This is a genomic window from Paenarthrobacter sp. 10L420, assembly GCF_056395385.1.
The window spans coordinates 13,341-29,034 of the sequence record NZ_JBFTJK010000002.1 but is presented as its reverse complement, the minus strand read 5'-3'; the positions used below and the strand labels follow the sequence as shown (position 1 = coordinate 29,034).

Annotated in this window: 12 protein-coding genes; 8 read left to right on the top strand and 4 right to left on the bottom strand. The window is 60.3% G+C overall.

Annotation, left to right across the window (positions count from 1 at the left end; all coding sequences use genetic code 11):
- Nucleotides 1-126 precede the first annotated feature (126 nt).
- The 3 genes from AC1DD5_RS05360 to cspE all read right to left on the bottom strand — a co-directional run bounded on the left by AC1DD5_RS05360 (nucleotide 127) and on the right by cspE (nucleotide 4,650).
- Entirely contained in the window at nucleotides 127-1,392 is a 1,266-nt protein-coding gene (locus tag AC1DD5_RS05360) for an APC family permease (protein ID WP_477520768.1), read from the bottom strand.
- Between the two features lie 83 nt (nucleotides 1,393-1,475).
- Nucleotides 1,476-4,034, bottom strand: a complete 2,559-nt coding sequence (locus tag AC1DD5_RS05355) for a helix-turn-helix transcriptional regulator (RefSeq protein ID WP_477520767.1) — start codon at nucleotides 4,032-4,034, stop codon at nucleotides 1,476-1,478.
- 412 nt (nucleotides 4,035-4,446) lie between these two features.
- Nucleotides 4,447-4,650, bottom strand: a complete 204-nt coding sequence (gene cspE, locus AC1DD5_RS05350; RefSeq protein WP_011773907.1) for a transcription antiterminator/RNA stability regulator CspE — start codon at nucleotides 4,648-4,650, stop codon at nucleotides 4,447-4,449.
- 301 nt (nucleotides 4,651-4,951) lie between these two features.
- Between cspE and AC1DD5_RS05345 the strand changes: the two genes are divergently transcribed.
- From AC1DD5_RS05345 to AC1DD5_RS05320, 6 genes are read left to right on the top strand one after another with little or no spacing between them, the layout of a single operon-like run.
- Nucleotides 4,952-6,394, top strand: a complete 1,443-nt coding sequence (locus AC1DD5_RS05345; protein ID WP_477520766.1) for a DUF3375 domain-containing protein — start codon at nucleotides 4,952-4,954, stop codon at nucleotides 6,392-6,394.
- Nucleotides 6,391-6,978, top strand: coding sequence for a DUF4194 domain-containing protein (locus tag AC1DD5_RS05340; RefSeq protein ID WP_477519087.1), 588 nt, complete (start codon nucleotides 6,391-6,393; stop codon nucleotides 6,976-6,978). The genes AC1DD5_RS05345 and AC1DD5_RS05340 overlap by 4 nt, the downstream gene beginning before the upstream one ends.
- A 2-nt stretch (nucleotides 6,979-6,980) precedes the next feature.
- Nucleotides 6,981-10,397 (top strand): ATP-binding protein, encoded by a 3,417-nt coding sequence (locus AC1DD5_RS05335; RefSeq protein ID WP_477520765.1) that lies wholly within the window; start codon nucleotides 6,981-6,983, stop codon nucleotides 10,395-10,397.
- Nucleotides 10,387-11,748: a Wadjet anti-phage system protein JetD domain-containing protein gene (locus AC1DD5_RS05330; protein WP_477520764.1), complete on the top strand. Its 1,362-nt coding sequence runs from the start codon at nucleotides 10,387-10,389 to the stop codon at nucleotides 11,746-11,748. Before AC1DD5_RS05335 ends, AC1DD5_RS05330 begins: the two co-directional genes overlap by 11 nt.
- On the top strand, nucleotides 11,717-12,082 hold the full coding sequence (locus AC1DD5_RS05325; protein ID WP_477520763.1) for a TfoX/Sxy family protein: 366 nt from the start codon (nucleotides 11,717-11,719) through the stop codon (nucleotides 12,080-12,082). The genes AC1DD5_RS05330 and AC1DD5_RS05325 overlap by 32 nt, the downstream gene beginning before the upstream one ends.
- A gap of 41 nt (nucleotides 12,083-12,123) precedes the next feature.
- On the top strand, nucleotides 12,124-12,996 hold the full coding sequence (locus tag AC1DD5_RS05320; RefSeq protein ID WP_477520762.1) for an SDR family NAD(P)-dependent oxidoreductase: 873 nt from the start codon (nucleotides 12,124-12,126) through the stop codon (nucleotides 12,994-12,996).
- Nucleotides 12,997-13,108: 112 nt separating this feature from the next.
- Here AC1DD5_RS05320 and AC1DD5_RS05315 read toward each other — a convergent pair whose 3' ends face one another.
- Nucleotides 13,109-13,471, bottom strand: coding sequence for a hypothetical protein (locus tag AC1DD5_RS05315; RefSeq protein ID WP_477520761.1), 363 nt, complete (start codon nucleotides 13,469-13,471; stop codon nucleotides 13,109-13,111).
- Nucleotides 13,472-13,645: 174 nt separating this feature from the next.
- Between AC1DD5_RS05315 and AC1DD5_RS05310 the strand changes: the two genes are divergently transcribed.
- Both AC1DD5_RS05310 and AC1DD5_RS05305 read left to right on the top strand, forming a co-directional pair.
- Nucleotides 13,646-14,245: a TetR/AcrR family transcriptional regulator gene (locus tag AC1DD5_RS05310; RefSeq protein WP_477520760.1), complete on the top strand. Its 600-nt coding sequence runs from the start codon at nucleotides 13,646-13,648 to the stop codon at nucleotides 14,243-14,245.
- A 183-nt stretch (nucleotides 14,246-14,428) separates the two neighbouring features.
- The gene (locus AC1DD5_RS05305) at nucleotides 14,429-15,673 is read left to right on the top strand and encodes a flavin-containing monooxygenase (RefSeq protein WP_477520759.1); all 1,245 of its coding nucleotides are present in this window, start codon (nucleotides 14,429-14,431) and stop codon (nucleotides 15,671-15,673) included.
- Nucleotides 15,674-15,694: the final 21 nt, after the last annotated feature.

Genomic DNA, 15,694 nt, shown 5'->3' with positions numbered 1-15,694 from the left:
TTCGGGACGGGAAACCCGGTGTCCGGCGGGTACCCCACTCGTCCCAGGCGAAGAAGGCACAACGGCACGGCTCCACCTATTAACCCCCAGGTGGAGTCGTGCCCAGCCTGGTTGCCGGAGTATGGCTTATCGAACGCGGGAGTGACCCCGGCGCAAACGGATCACCCGGAACACGATGCCCAACACGAACATCAGCACACCGAGCCCGACAGAGAGCGGCGGCAGCGTAGCTACCAACGCCACGCAGGCAACAGCTCCAGCCACTTGAAGTGCTTTCGGATACCGGCGGTCCTCGGTGGGCTGGGTGAAGGCCGCAATGTTCGCAATCAGGTAATAAAGCAGCACACCGAACGACGAGAAACCGATGGCGCCCCTGAGGTCAGCCACGGAAATGATCAGGCAAATCACCACGGCTAGCGTTGTTTCCGCCCGGTGGGGAACCTTATACCGCTGATGAACTGCCGCGAGCCAGTGCGGGAGGTCGTGCTCGCGGGCCATCGCCAGGCTCGTCCGGCCCAGCCCTGCGATCAGCGCCAGGAGAGCACCCAAAGACGCAACTGCGGCTCCGATCCGAACAACGGGAGCAGCCCAAGACATCGCACCAGAAGTGACGGCATCGGCGAGGGGTGTCGGCGTCCCGGAAACACCGTCGGGTCCCAAGGCAGACAACAGCGTGACTGCGATTATGGCGTAGATGACAATCGTGATTCCCAGGGCGATGCTGATGGCCCGGGGTATGGTGCGACGAGGATCGCGGACCTCCTCCCCCATCGTGGCAATCCTCGCGTAGCCGGCGAAGGCAAAGAACAACAGCCCGGCCGACTGCAAGATGCCGTACCAGCCGTGCGCCAGCAGTCCCTCCCCCACAAAGTTGTTGAAATCAGGTCCCAAACCACCCCAAACGACCGCCACGGCTATCGCCAGACCGGTCAGGACGGCGATCACCAAAATTCGCGTGAGTCCCGCTGTGCGAGTCACGCCGTGATAGTTCACAGCCGTCAAAATTACGACGGCGGCAATCGCCACCGGACGCTCCCAACCTGCCGGTGCTGCATAGGCTGCGAAGGTCATAGCCATGGCTGCGGCGCTGGCCGTCTTGCCGATCACGAATCCCCACCCGGCAAGGAACCCGGGCCACGGCCCAAGCCGTTCACGTCCGTAGACGTATGTTCCGCCGGAGGTGGGGTAACTGGCAGCGAGTTGCGCGGAGGACGTCGCATTGCAGAAGGCCACGAAGGCCGCAACAACCAGGCCTATAAGGAGCCCGGATCCTGCTGCCGCTGCGGCTGGTGTGAAGGCCGCGAAGACCCCGGCACCGATCATGGAGCCTAAGCCAATGAGCGAAGCATCGAAGGTGCCGAGGCGGCGGGCCAACGCCGGGGAATTGCTCACGAAAACCCTTCACGCATCAAGGTCTGAGCTCTACCGGTGTCACCGGAGACTCGTACTGGAAGATACGTTCAGCCTAACTTGCGTCAGCGTGCTGCCATTGAATTCCCCACGAGGATGAAGAGGCCATTGCGCGAGGTTGCGCCCGTTTTCCGGAGGGCGTTGGAGATGTGGTTTTCCACTGTTCTCGCGCTGATTCCCAGATGTTCAGCAATCTCAACGTTCGAGCGATGCCCTGCTAACGCGGCAACCTCGATTTCGCGTTCGGTCAGGGGTGTCGTCCTGAAAGTGTTGAAGGAGAGTTGCTCGTTGGTTGAAGGAAACCTTGCTGCGAACAAAGAGGAAGCTTCGGCCATGGCCTCCGCCGCGGCTGTGTTCCCTTCCAGAACGTGACGTTTGAGGGCGCCTCGAAGGAGCATGCCGATCTGATAGTTGTCGGCATCCAATTCGTAGTGCTTCAGGAGGAGACCAAGCAACTTGTGATCGCCCTCCACAACGGCGGTGGCAACGGCCATCATCTGGTCATGAGCCGTCACTCCGCTATCCCGGAGGATCCTGCGCAGGAGATCCAGGACTGGCCCTCCTGGAGAGAGGCATGTGCAGAGCAGTGCCGTCATTGCTGCTTCCAGAATGTAGCCGCTCTTCATCTGACGTTTGATGAGCTTCACGGCACGCCGATCAAAAACCGACGGCTGAGTCGTCTCTGCGGCAATGAGCTCATGCACTCCCTTGCCGATGCCGGGCAATGGGCCAACATCGGGCACTTCAGTCCTTGCCTGCGACGCGATGGACAACGCCGGTGAGATGGCCGTCGTCGCATGCCGTAGACCGGCGAGCCGCAGCATGGCGTCATAGAGGACATCCACCACGAAGCCGGGACGACCCATGGCAAAGACGCTGCTCATGAGGTATTCGGCTTCTTCAAAGTAGCCCCTGTACAGCAGACCGTGCGCTGCCACATAGCTGCTGGCCACGACGCCGAATTGATCGAGATTCCGGCGGGCCTCGGCACGCCAATCCAGCGCGAAGACCAGGGAGTCCTCGATCCTGCCTGCTGCAAAGAGCGCGAAGCCGTGAAGGAACGGACGTAGGTGCGGGAAGGCGTCGTCGTCCTCAGCTTTTTCTGTCACGCTGAGGACCGTGGCCGGCCGAAAGCGATACAGCTCGAGCAAGCTTTGGACGAGTCCTTCCAACCCCAGCGACGTAGGCTGCGGGGTTTCGGCAGAAGGCTCGGGCAGGGGTGTGACCCGACCATGGGAGGCGTTGATGAAGAGGATCGTGGCCTCGGCGCTGGACGCCTGATCCGGGTTCTGCTCAGCGAATCCTTTCAGAATGCCAACAGCCGTACCCACGCCTTGCCCTGAGTAGATTGCAAGGAAAGCCTTGGTGATCGTGAGAAAGAGAATGTCATTGGGGTCGCCGTTGAGTGTGGACGTCTCCCGGCAGACGCGGGTTGCCCGCATAACGTTCACCGGCGCGCCCCAGTAAACCCTGAGCAGTGCTGCAGCATTGGTCGCTGACTTGTTTGCTTGCCATCGTTCATAGCGCGTACGTTCGCGGGCTGCACTGTGATCGTGAAAATGCCGGGCTGTTACGGCATCATCGTTTCCCTTCTCGAGCCGCAAGGATCCCAGGACCCGGGACAGGCAGTCCGCAGTTGTTGAATTGCCCTGCGCCGTTTGAGGCACGCCCTCAAGGGCGCCAGCGATCTTGTTCCGCAAGAGGTGCCGGTCCCTGAGCGTCTTTTGGCCTCTGAAATAGTCCGCGATGACGGGCGGGCTTATCGCCGCGATCGGTCCATTGTGGTGATCGTCCATGACTGACAGGAATCCCCGCCGTTCAAGGCCTTCCAACACATCGGGCTGTACCACCTTTTGCAGAACGTCTACACGGGCGGTGCCAAGGATTGCCATGGTGTGCAGGGCAGTGACTTCTTCCGGACTCAGGTCCGCCAGCAGCGCTTCGAGGGTGCCTCTCAGATGGTCGTTCCAGAGGGTGTCACCGGTCATCTGCCACTGGCGGCCACGCATAACCAGAAGCTCGCTTAAGGCCGCGGTCTCCGTGATGCGGACAATGAGCCGAGGGTTGCCGCCGGACTTTGTCAGGATCCTCGCTGTTGTGTCTGCATCAGCGGCAGCCCCCAGCACCTGCGTCACCAAGGTGTGTACCTGCTCAAAATGGAGCGGGTCCAGTTGCAGCAAAGCTTCGCGACCACTGTTCATGACGGCCAGTTGACCTCTTGAGATCGAGCCGCTGTCCGGAGCCGTGACGACCAACGGACAGTCGGACCTGCGGCGAACGGATTCCAGCACCGCCAGCGATTCGTTGTCCAGCAGATGGATGTCGTCCACTATCAGGACGTGCTTTCCAGGCTTGGATAGCTGGCTGGAGAGCGCATCTGCCATATCCATAACTCCGCTGCGGCCTGGCCGAAGCTCCAAACCCAGGCTCTTGATGGCTGCGTACGGGATTGAGCGATGCGTTCGAAGGCCGCTGACGAAGTGGATAGCGATGCCGGTTTTTTCCAGGTTGGCCACCACGTTTTGCAACACCGTGGTCCTGCCGCTTCCGGGGGCTCCAATAATCCGCACGCTTATGCCGCGGCCGACGAAATCGAGGATGCGCTGAACCTCAGAATCGAACACTCGATCCAACCTTCTGTTTCTGTGGATGACCGACATGCGGCTCACTTCGCAGGTTAGATTTCGGAAACGGGACTAGGTGGCAAAAAGGCCTTGCACAGGTCGCCTAACGCCCGTCTAGGTGGCGATTCTGGCAAAAATGAGTGCTCGCGGGACTCGCCTAGGTGCTGAGCCTGCTTCGAATGAGCTGGCGGGAAGGAGTCGTTTGCAGTCTGTTCGTCCATGGAAGGCCCTCGGTTTCGTAGTTGATACCAACCACGCTACGGACGTTCGAAGGTGAGTTACAGGGGTGTAATTCGCTATGTGGATATGTGTTCTAGTGACTTCTTAGCACCTCGTATACATATTCGATTGCAACGACAAGAAAAAGCAGGGCCGGTCAGTGACCAGCCCTGCTTTTTTGTTTATCCGAAGACTAGATAGCCTGGATGTTTACTGCCTGGGGACCCTTGGGGCCCTGCTCGACGTCGAAGGAAACCTTCTGGTTCTCTTCGAGGGAGCGGTAGCCCGAGGAGTTGATCGCAGAGTAGTGAGCGAAAACGTCCTGGCTGCCATCTTCAGGAGAGATGAAGCCGAAGCCCTTTTCGGAGTTGAACCATTTCACGGTACCTGTAGCCATTTTTTCAGTCCTTACTGAAGGTGGAGATTCTCCCGACTTTCGGGTCTCCGGTGTGGGGTGTTCTCCACCGTTACTTCAGAAGGTCGCGATCCAGATGGATCACGGGGACTGCCTGAACTACCAAATGCCAAACACAACAACACCGTCAAGTTTACATAGATCTGAGCAGATAGCCAGTGCGACTTCAGATTAATCAATCCGATGGCCGGACTGACCAAGAAAATTGTCGTGGTCTTGGCTTAGCCTGTGAGTCAAGAGCCGGGCCAGCAGCCAGTACAAACCCGAAGACTTAAGGGAGCACGTGGACTTCTACGCCATAAATTCCCTGCGTGAGAACCACGCGGGCTGGGCCCTCCTCCGCGCCCAGAACGCCCCGCTGGCCCTGCACTTCTTCATGGCCGCTTTCACAGACCCTAACCAGCGCAACGTTGGCCGCCAGCAACTGATCGATACTTTGGATGACGTCTTGTTCGGTCTCCGGGAATCGTTCGGTGAGGACAAATTCCCGCGTAGCGCATCAGAGTATCTTGACGACTGGGCAGCTCCGGAGCGGGCTTGGCTGCGCAAGTACTACGTTCCGGGTGAGGACGAGCCGCATTACGATCTGACCGCCGCAGCAGAGGACGTCGTCAGGTGGGTGGAGAGCCTCAGAGGCCGTGAGTTCGTGGCCACGCAATCCAGGCTCACCAGCATCTTCGCGGTCCTGAAAACCTTGGTCCAACAATCGGAGACCGACCCGGAAGTGCGGCTTGCGGAACTGCAGCAGCAAAGAGACCAGATAGACAAGGAGATGCAGCGGATCCGCGCGGGCGACGTCAAAGTCATGAGCGGCCCCGAGGCTCTGGACCACTTCCAGCAGCTCACGGCGTTGGCCAAGGACTTGCTCTCCGATTTCCGGGAGGTCGAACAGAACTTCCGAAAACTGGACCGCCAAGTCCGCGAGCAGATCGCCACGTGGGACGGCAGCCAAGGCGAACTTCTGGACACGATCTTCGCCAATCAGCAGGACATCGGCAGCTCCCTCCAAGGCCGCACGTTCCAGGGCTTCTGGGACTACCTCATGTCTCCCCAACTGCGGAACGAACTGAACGATCTCCTCCAGCGAGCCACTCAGATCGAGGCTTTGGCGCAGGCAGACAACCTCCACACCATCACCAACCTCCATCAGGATTGGTTACCGGCGGTTGAACAGACACAGAGCACAGTGAGGCAGCTTTCCCAGCAGATGCGCAGGCTCCTGGACGACAAAGTCTTCCTCGAGAACAAACGCATCATGCAACTGATCCGAAGCGTTGAGGCGGCTGCACTGGACACACGGGACCACCCGCCGTCGAACGTTTTTATGGAGATCGACGCACCGTCCGTGGACGTTGCATTGCCGTTCGAGCGTCCGCTTTACGAGCCTGGCAGCCGCGTGATGGTGATGGACGAGGTGGTCACCGCGGATGATCAGGACCTGGATGCGAGCCCGCTGTTCAGCCAATTCCACGTAGACAGGGAGCGTTTGAAGTCGAACATCGACGACGTCCTTGAACACGCGGACCAGGCAACGCTCGCAGACATCACCGCCGCACATCCATTGACCCAGGGCCTCGCGGAACTGGTGCAGTATTACCAGCTGGCGGTCGAGTCGGACTGGGCCACTATCGATGCGGAAACAACCCAGAACCTCCAGTGGCAGCTCCCGGATGGCACGCTAAAAGAGGCAACCATTGACCAGATCATCTTCGTGAGGCCGGCATGACAACCGAAACAGCAAGCACCCCCGAGGAACTGCCCGCCGTCGTGACCAGGCTCTTCAAAGGTGTGGTGTATGCGGAGGCTGATCAGAAGATCTGGCAGTCGCTAATCACGCTCACGTCGCAGGTCAGGGATTATGTGGCGGTGCTTGGGCTCAACCTGATCCTGGACGAGTCGGAGGGCTACGCCTTTCTGAAGTCGCGCGAGGATCCTGAGGGCACGCTCCCCCGACTCATCCCCCGAAGGCAACTCACGTTCGACGTCAGCCTGCTGCTCGCCCTCCTCCGGAAGCGGATGCTCGAGTTTGATACCAACAGCAGCGAGCTCCGGCTGATCATGTCCGAGGCCGAAATCAAGGACATGGTCTCAGTTTTCCTGCCCGAGTCCAGCAATGAGGCCCGGATCCTGGACCGGCTGGGGACCAACGTCAAGAAGGTTGTGGAACTCGGTTTCCTGCGGAGATTGAAGGGCGAAACGGAAACGTATGAGGTGATGCGCATTTTGAAGGCTTACGTGGACGCGCAGTGGCTGGAAGAGTTCGACGCGCGGTTGGCTGACTATCGTGACTCTCTCACCGGAAGCAAGTGACCATGACCACTGACGTTCAGGACACGCTGTTCAGCATCGATGAAACAGCAGAAACGGCGCACGACGGCGGCCTGCCGCCCGGGTTCCGACTTCAACGTTTGGAGCTGCTGAACTGGGGCACGTTCCACGGCGGCGTGCGGACGTTCCGTTTGGATGGCGCCAACAGCCTGCTGACCGGCGATATCGGTTCGGGAAAGTCGACCGTGGTGGACGCGATAACGACGCTCCTTCTGCCGGCCAACCGCATCGAGTACAACAAGGCCGCAGGCGCGCAAAAGCGGGAACGCACGCTGATGTCCTATGTGAGGGGCTTCCATAAGAGCACCCGGAGCACTGGCGGCGAGTACTCCAAGCCCGTGGCGCTGCGGCCGCCCGGCACGTTGTCAGTGGTCCTCGGCGTCTTCCACAACGCTGTGCTGAACAAGACCGTGACGCTGGCCATCACCCTCTGGATGATGCAGGAAGCCGGGCAGCCAACGCGCTTCTACTCCCTGGCTGAGAAGGAGCAGTCCATCGCTGAGGACTTCTCCAACTTCGGCCAAGATCCGGCGAAGCTGAAGAAGAAGCTGCGCGCTGAGGGCATAAGCGTTCACGACACTTTCGATCCATATGCGGCCGCATTCAAGCGCCACTTTGGCATCAGCGGCAATCAGGCCATGGAGCTGTTCCACCGCACGGTTTCCATGAAGCAAGTGGAGAACATCACCCACTTCGTCCGGACCAACATGCTGGAAGACGATGACGTCGAAGCGAGGATCAGCAAGCTGATCGGGCACTTCGACGATCTCAAGAAAGCGCACGAAGCCGTAGTCCGGGCCAAGGACCAGATCGAGCTGCTGAAGCCGATCCGGGAAGGCGCCGCCACGCACCAGAAGCTCAGCGCCGAGGAAAACCAGGCACGCAAGCAAAGGGATCAACTACATCCCTGGTTCACGGATCAGCAGTTGACGCTGAGCCTGGAACATCAGGACGAGCTGGAGCGGACGGGACACAAGCTCCGCGAAGACAGCACCCAGCTGACCTCGGACATTGCCCGGCTGCGGCACGAACTCGCGATCGTGCAAGAGGACATTCGGACCAGCGGTGGCGGCAGGCTTGCTGCCATCGACTCGGAAGTGGCGCAGCTTGAAGAGGCGCTCCAATCGCAACGCAAGCGCTTCGAGCAGTACACAAGTGCCGCCGTCGAACTTGGATTGAACACTCCTGAAGACCGGGTGCTGTTCGACGCTAACCGGCAACGCTTGAGCCAGGTTGAGCAGGACCTTGCCACCCAGGCGGTGGAGTTGCAGGACCGTCGTACGGCTTTGCATTCGGAGCTCAGGGAGCTGGCAGCGCGCAGGGAGGACCTGGACGCGGAACTTGCCAGCCTTGGCTCCAGGCAGACTTTGCTGGCTCGTCTGCAGTTGGAGCTGAGGCGTCGTATTTGCGAGGGCACGGGCATTGCCGAGTCGGCACTCCCCTACGCTGCCGAACTGTTGCGCGTCCGTGACGGCGAGGCCGAGTGGGAGGGCGCGGCTGAACGTACACTGAGGAGCTTTGCGCTCCAACTGCTGGTGTCCGCTGAGCACTATGCTGCGGTGAGCTCATGGGTGGACGCGAATGATCTCAAGGGCAAGCTGGTGTACCGGCGGATTGGTGACTCGTACCCGCAACGGCCTCCCGCACCCGGCACGCTGGGCGCGAAGATTGCAATCAAGCAGGGCACGCCGTTCCGCGATTTCCTTCTGGATGAGCTCAGCACCAGGTTCGATTATGTCTGCTGCGACACCATGGAGGACTTCCGCAGGCATCCCAAGGCGCTGACTGTCAATGGTCAGTTGAAGGGCTCGCGGGGAAGGCATGAGAAGGACGACCGCACTGGCCTGACGGACCGGCGGACGTTTGTCCTTGGCTGGGACAACCACGAGAAGATCGTGCGGATTCGGGCTGAGCGGGACGATGTTGACGGCAAGCACCGCAGTGTCGGGACCCAGCTGGCGAAGGTCGACGCGTCGCTGGGTGACGCTGCCCGGCTGAACCGCTTACTGGGCAATGTTGGGTCTGTGACCGAGTTTTCAGAGATCAGCTGGCAGGTGACCGCTCGCCGGGTCCAGGAGCTCAAGGATGAGAAGCTGCAACTCCAGCAGGCGAGCAGTGTGCTGCAGCAGCTGACGATCAAGGAGTCTGAGGTCGTTGCCAGGATCGAGAAGCTTCAAGAGCGCTCCGACAAGGTTCGCGAGCGGATTGGGGCCAACGACAAGGACGCCCGGGACATCGCAACGGTGATCGAGGAATGTCGCCTGACCTTGCAGGAACAACCGCTAACGGATGACGGCGACGTACTGGCTGCCGTAGCGCGGCTCACCGCCGAGACACTCGGTCAAAAGTCGCTCACGTACCGGAATACCGTTTCTACGGAGAGTTCGGTCCGTTCCGGTCTGACCGGAAGGATTGACGCGTTGACCAAAAAGATCGCGACGGCTGCGGCTTCCACAGTGCGGCTCATGGCGGACTTCCGCAACAAGTATCCGAACGAGACCACGGACATTGACGCCACGCTGGAGGCTGCGGAGGAGTTCAACAGGCTCCTCGAACAGCTGGAGCGCGATGACCTTCCCAGGTTCGAGGCGCGTTTCAAGGACTCGCTGACGCAGAACACCATCCATGAAGTGGTGGCGTTCAATGCATTCCTGGACAGCCGGCGCCAGGACATCGTGAACCGCATCAGCGAGATCAACCTGTCCTTGGCGGAGATCGAGTACAACCCGGGCAGGCACATCCAGCTGGAGCATCAGAACTCCACGGACCTGGATGTGCGGCAGTTCGGGATCGACCTGAGGGCTTGTTCCGAGGGCACCATTGGCGATGATGATCAGTACTCAGAGCAGAAGTACCTGCAGGTGGAACGGCTGATCGAGCGTTTCCGTGGTCGTGAAGGGTTCACCACCCTGGACGAGCGCTGGACGTCCAAGGTGACGGACGTGCGGAACTGGTTTACGTTCTCGGCATCGGAGAAGTGGACCGAGACGGGCGAGGAGTTTGAGCACTTCACGGATTCGGGCGGTAAGTCGGGCGGACAGAAAGAGAAGCTTGCGTACACGATCCTTGCGGCTGCCTTGGCGTTCCAGTTTGGATTGGCTTCTGTTAAAGGTGCCTCACGCTCCGGCGCAGGCGGCCCTGCCAAGGGGAGGAGCTTCAGGTTTGTGGTGATCGACGAGGCGTTTGGTCGTGGCTCTGACGAGTCCGCACGCTACGGGATGGAGTTGTTCCAGCGGATGAAACTGCAGCTGCTGATCGTCACTCCACTTCAGAAGATCAACGTCATCGAGCCGTTTGTGGCACACGTGGGCTTCGTCGCCAACACTAACGGCAACGACTCACAGCTTCGCAACATGACCATCACTGAGTACCGAGAAGAACGGGAGAAGCGTGCCGGCTAAGTCTGCTCTTGCTCGTCCTTGGACGACGTTGGCGGGGCTGCGATCGCTGTCTGCAACCGCATGGGACCGTGGACAACTGCTGCGCGAGGCTCTGGAACCGACTGACTTGTATCCGCGGCGTCGCGCGTTGAAGCGACCATCCGCAACAGAACTGCGGGACGATTATGCTGCCGCCCGCGAATGGGCTGCCGAGCTGTTCGCCGCCAGTGGGCGGTACAGTCTGGAAACGGTCGACGTCGGCCGTACCACTATCGGGTCAAACCAACTTCCCGCCGTGGCCGTGTTTGATTCGGTGGAGGACGAGGTTGCGTTTGTTGGTAAGTCGCGGGAGTTGGAGCGTTTCCGGTCGCTTGCTTCTTCGCTTGTAGCTCTTGATCCCGCTCTTGAGGCGTGGGCTTTGAAGCGACCACTTGCTTTGTTGGAGCTGGGCGACGCGGCATTGACTGCTGCACGAGTGGCGCTGTGGCTCCGCGACCACCCCTCCCCTGGTGTTTATGTGCGGCAGTTGAGCCTGCCTGGGGTTCACACGAAGTTCGTGGAGACGCACCGCCGGACAATCGATGAGATGGTGGGGACGCTGGTGCCCGCGGAGGGCTCGGATACACCCACCGTCGAGGCGCATGACGACGAGCTGCTTGACGTGGCTGAGTCTTCGGCTCCCGATGATCCCTTGCTGGGACGATCAGCTGCCCGGACATCGGCTGCACGCTTCGCGGAGCGTCACGGCTTCCTCCACCAGCCGGAGCAGGTTCGCTTCCGTGTATTGGATTCGGCGATCCCCTTGCTGGGCGATGCCCGGGACATCACGGTGACGGCTTCCGGGTTCGAGTCCCTCAGGCTTCCGGTGAGCACGGTGATCATCACCGAGAATCTCGTGAACTTCCTATCCCTCCCGGATCGGCCAGACACGCTGGCCATCTTCGGGGCCGGCTACGGCTTCTCATCCCTCCGGGATGCGGCATGGCTGCAGGACTGTGAGGTCCTGTACTGGGGTGACTTGGACACCCACGGTTTCCGCATCCTGGATCAACTGCGTTCAGTCCATCCCCATGTGTCGAGCGTACTGATGGACGAGGAAACCCTCCTGGCACACCGGGATGCGTGGAGCGTGGAGGCAACTCCTTCTCGTGCTGTGTTGAGTCGACTGACACCTGAGGAAGCGCACGTCTACGAGGGATTGCAGGGAGGCAGCTATGGGGACAGAGTTCGGCTGGAGCAGGAATTGATTGGCTGGGAATGGGCATTACGGCGGCTTGCGGACTGGTCGTCATGCTCTGCGTACAGTTGGGCTTGGAGGGACAACCTAGGAGGACAAGCAAGTGCAGATGCCCAAGCCCTCGGACGCCGATAAGGAACGCTTCCGGTCTGTGCTGCCCGATCATCCGGATGTAATCGTCAAGCCGATGTTCGGCAATCTTGGCGCCTTTGTGAATGGCAACATGTTTGCGGGGCTCTTCGGCCCAACCATCGGCGTCCGTCTTTCCGAGGCCGACAAGGCCGAGCTCGAGGCTGATCACGAGACTCAACCCTTCGGCCCTGAAGAACGTCCCATGGGCGGATACACGGGTCTTCCCGAAGCTTGGAACGATGACGCCGAGAAGGCCGAACCATGGGTGGCCAGAGCCTTCGACTACGTGGCTGGGCTCCCAGCGAAGAAACCGAAAGCACGGCCTTCCAAGAACTAAATACCCTCGCCAAACAGTCCGTTTCGTGCTGAGATCAAGCCATGCCCTCGATGAATGGACGAACAGCGCTGGTAACCGGCGCTACGGGTGGTCTTGCCAAGGCCATCGCCACTGCACTGGCACGCGAAGGTGCGACCGTCGTCGTGGTTGGACGGACAGAAGCTCGGGCCGAAGAGGCTTTGCGCGAGATCCAGGCGGCGGTCCCGGGCGCAACCTTGGAGCCTCTTGCCTGCGATCTCTCAAACCAAGCGTCGATTCGCTCAGCGGTGGACAAGTTCCTTTCCCGCCACGACGAACTTCACGTGCTCGTCAACGCGGCCGGCGTTTTCCGCAAGGAACGCCACGTGACCACGGATGGCCTTGAGGTCACGTTCGCCACCAACGTGATGGGCTACTTCCTTCTTACGAATCTGCTCCTGGACGCGCTCAAGCGCGGCGCGAGCAGAGATGAGGGGCAGCCGTCGCGGATCGTCAACATCGCTTCCAAATATTCGGGCGGCCCCTCGGTGACAAAGATCGATTTCGATGACCTTCAAACTGAGAAAGGCAACTACAGCTACCTCCGCTCTACCCCACCAACAATGCTCGGTCGTGTTCTGTTGACGCAGGAGTTCGCGGAGCGGCTTCGCGGATCCAACATCGTCGTCAACGCAGTGCACCCGGGCCTCGTCAAGCACACCGCTCTTCTGCAGGACGTTGGCGGACCATTCCGCTGGATGACAAATACCTTCGGCAAGCCCGCAGAGAAGGCAGCCGATACGGCTGTGTGGCTGGCCACCTCGCCAGAGGCTGCGGCGGTGTCCGGCAAGCTCTGGGCGAAACGCAAGGAACTGCCGACGCCGGGCATGGGCTCTGATCCCGACGCCCGGAAGCGGCTGTGGGAAGAGTGCACACGACTGTCCAAAATCCTCTGATCTGACGGCCAAAACCCGACGTCAGGTGACCACCGGCAGCCAATCCACACCTCCCGAAACGGTCTGCCCGTTTCGGGAGGCCTGAATTAGATCACTTCTTGCTCCGGCCGAATCAGGCGCCGTTGAACATGTAGAGAGCCTGGACGCGTCCGTCGTCGTTAATAAGAAGGAAGTCACGACCAGTGGCGACCGTCTGCCCAGAGGGGGTTTCGACTGACCATTCGAGCTGCAATGTGTTGTGGTTAGGGGTCACGTGACCGGACGTGAAAGAAAGTCCGTTCCCTTGGATGTTCTCCGTATTTACGCGCTTGATGTTGCTCTCAATCGCTTCGACTCCACGGAATTGCACATTCGCGGGGACCGCATAGTGGACGGCACTCTCCGTAAAGACCTGGCTGGCCAACTCGTGGCGACGATCATCATCGGTAGTCATCCAGACTTCGAAGTACGCTGCGGCTAGATCTTCGGATTTCATGTTTGTTCCTTCTTTCTTCCCCGGGCTCATTTGCGGACGGACATGTGTCCTTGAGTGCGAATCAGCCACGAGAGCCAACTCTCTGTTGACAATGTCAACAGAGTAAACAATTGCTGTTGACAGTGTCAACTCGTCAACAATCAAGCCGCATTGCCGTAGGTAGGATGGTTGTCCATGGACTCTTTGCCCAACGAAACTCGATCGAGACTATTGGCGGCCGCAAGTGATTTGCTGACCCAGGGTGGCCCCGATGCAGTGACTTTGCGGGCCGTCGGCGCTCAAGCGGGTTTGTCCCGCACGGCCGCATATCGACATTTCATAGATAAAGACGATCTCCTAAGCGCTGTTGCAGCAGAGAATCTTGATTATCTGGGCGAGCAGATGCGTTTAGGAGCTGCGTCTGGTGTGGGTGATCGCACCCCGCTTTGGGGCGCCCTGCTCGGTTACACAGAAGGCGCAATGGGGCGCCCTGCCCATTACCGCCTTGTATTCGGCGACTTCCAGATTGGTAATCCGAGTCGCGATCTTGAAAACGCCGCAACCGCCTGCACGGACTATTTGTACGCGCTGGTCTCGAAGGGACAGCTGGACGGCTATGTAGTTTCGGGCGATGTCCGCGAGATCACGGCCCTCGTGTGGGCGACGGTACATGGCTTGGTTGATCTGACCCTTGCTGGGCATCTCCGCGAGCCGAGAACTGTGGATGGCGCAACCAAGATGCCACGCCTGGTCGAGCTTGCCTTGCAGGCCGTGACGCCGTCGCAGAGTCGATGAGAATCCATACCCGAACCTGCAGCGACTTCAATCAGATACAGCGAACGTGGGTCTCCCTGGGTAGAGCCCAGAGGCGTACAGTTCAGCCATGGGAGCTATCCGTCCATCCCGAACACGGTTGAACCTGCGCAAGCAAACCGCCCCAGTGCGCAATCACTGGAGTCAAAGCAGAGGGCGCCGGAGATGAGAACTGAACCGATAAACACGGTCATCATCGGCGCAGGCCAAGCAGGACTCGCCATGAGCTACTGGCTGACCCAGGCCGGCGTCGAGCATCAAATCCTGGAACGGCGAGACTCTCTGGGAGGTGCGTTCCAGGACCGGTGGGACGGGTTCTACATGAACACGCCGAACCTCGCGCTGAGCCTGCCGGGGATGCCGTATTCCGGTGAAGAACCGGACGCGTTCATACCGCGGATCGCTGCTGTGAATCTCTTCAGAAAGTACGCGGAAGTGATCAACGCTCCGGTTCGCACCGGCGTCGAGGTTACCCGGCTGGCAGCCGCCGGGGATGGGTTCACCATCGAGACGTCGCTCGGGCACATGCAGGCACGCAACGTCGTCCTGGCGACGGGCGCCTATCAGGTACCCAAGCTTCCCGCCGTTGCGGGCAACCTCCCGCAGAACATTTTCCAGCTCCACACGCACGAGTACCGCAACCCCCAGCAGCTGCCCGATGGCGCTGTGCTGATTGTCGGGACCGGGCAGTCGGGTGGGCAGATCGCCGAGGAACTGCACGCGGCCGGTCGTGAAGTACACCTCGCCGTCTCCACGTGTCCTGAAGCGCCGCGCCGTTACCGCGGCCACGACCTCATCTATTGGCTGCTGGAAGTTGGCAAGCACGGGCCGGACTACGGCATCAACGCCCTCACCCGCGAGGGACTCCCCTCTCCCGCGGCCCGTTTCGCCTGCAACCCGCTGCTCTCCGGTACAGACGGCGGCCACAACATCCACCTCCGCGAGCTCGGCCGCCGCGGCATGCACTTGCACGGGCATTTGGAAAACATCGACGACGGCGTCATCACCTTCAGCGACGACCTCCCCGAACGCCTCGCAACAGTCGAGTCCACCTTCGCCCAGCGTTCTGGACGCGCGATCGAGGCATACATCGCGGCCGCAGGCATCGAAGCACCCGAGCAACCATCGGAGCCCGAGGACGACTGGCTGCCCGCCGAACCGGCCAAGCTGAACCTTGCCGACGCGAACATCAGATCCGTCCTGTGGGCAACCGGCTACAAGCTCGACCTGAGCTTCATCGACATTCCCGTGCTGGATGAATGGGGCTACCCGAAGCACTCGCGAGGCGTCATGGAACAAGCTGGCCTGTACACGGTGGGCCTGCCCTGGCTCACGCGGCACTACTCGTCGATCGTCGGCGGAGTGGGCCTGGACGCGGAGTATGTGGCGGGCAGGATCGCTGGGGCCTGAGCAGGCCTCTCCCCCTCACCC

What these genes read in the sequence shown, in the direction of transcription:
- cspE (WP_011773907.1), bottom strand. Translation starts at nt 4,650, where the DNA reads ATGGCTACAGGTACCGTGAAATGGTTCAACTCCGAAAAGGGCTTCGGC.
- AC1DD5_RS05340 (WP_477519087.1), top strand. Translation starts at nt 6,391, where the DNA reads ATGACAACCGAAACAGCAAGCACCCCCGAGGAACTGCCCGCCGTCGTG.
- AC1DD5_RS05335 (WP_477520765.1), top strand. Translation starts at nt 6,981, where the DNA reads ATGACCACTGACGTTCAGGACACGCTGTTCAGCATCGATGAAACAGCA.
- AC1DD5_RS05320 (WP_477520762.1), top strand. Translation starts at nt 12,124, where the DNA reads ATGCCCTCGATGAATGGACGAACAGCGCTGGTAACCGGCGCTACGGGT.
- AC1DD5_RS05315 (WP_477520761.1), bottom strand. Translation starts at nt 13,471, where the DNA reads ATGAAATCCGAAGATCTAGCCGCAGCGTACTTCGAAGTCTGGATGACT.
- AC1DD5_RS05310 (WP_477520760.1), top strand. Translation starts at nt 13,646, where the DNA reads ATGGACTCTTTGCCCAACGAAACTCGATCGAGACTATTGGCGGCCGCA.
- AC1DD5_RS05305 (WP_477520759.1), top strand. Translation starts at nt 14,429, where the DNA reads ATGAGAACTGAACCGATAAACACGGTCATCATCGGCGCAGGCCAAGCA.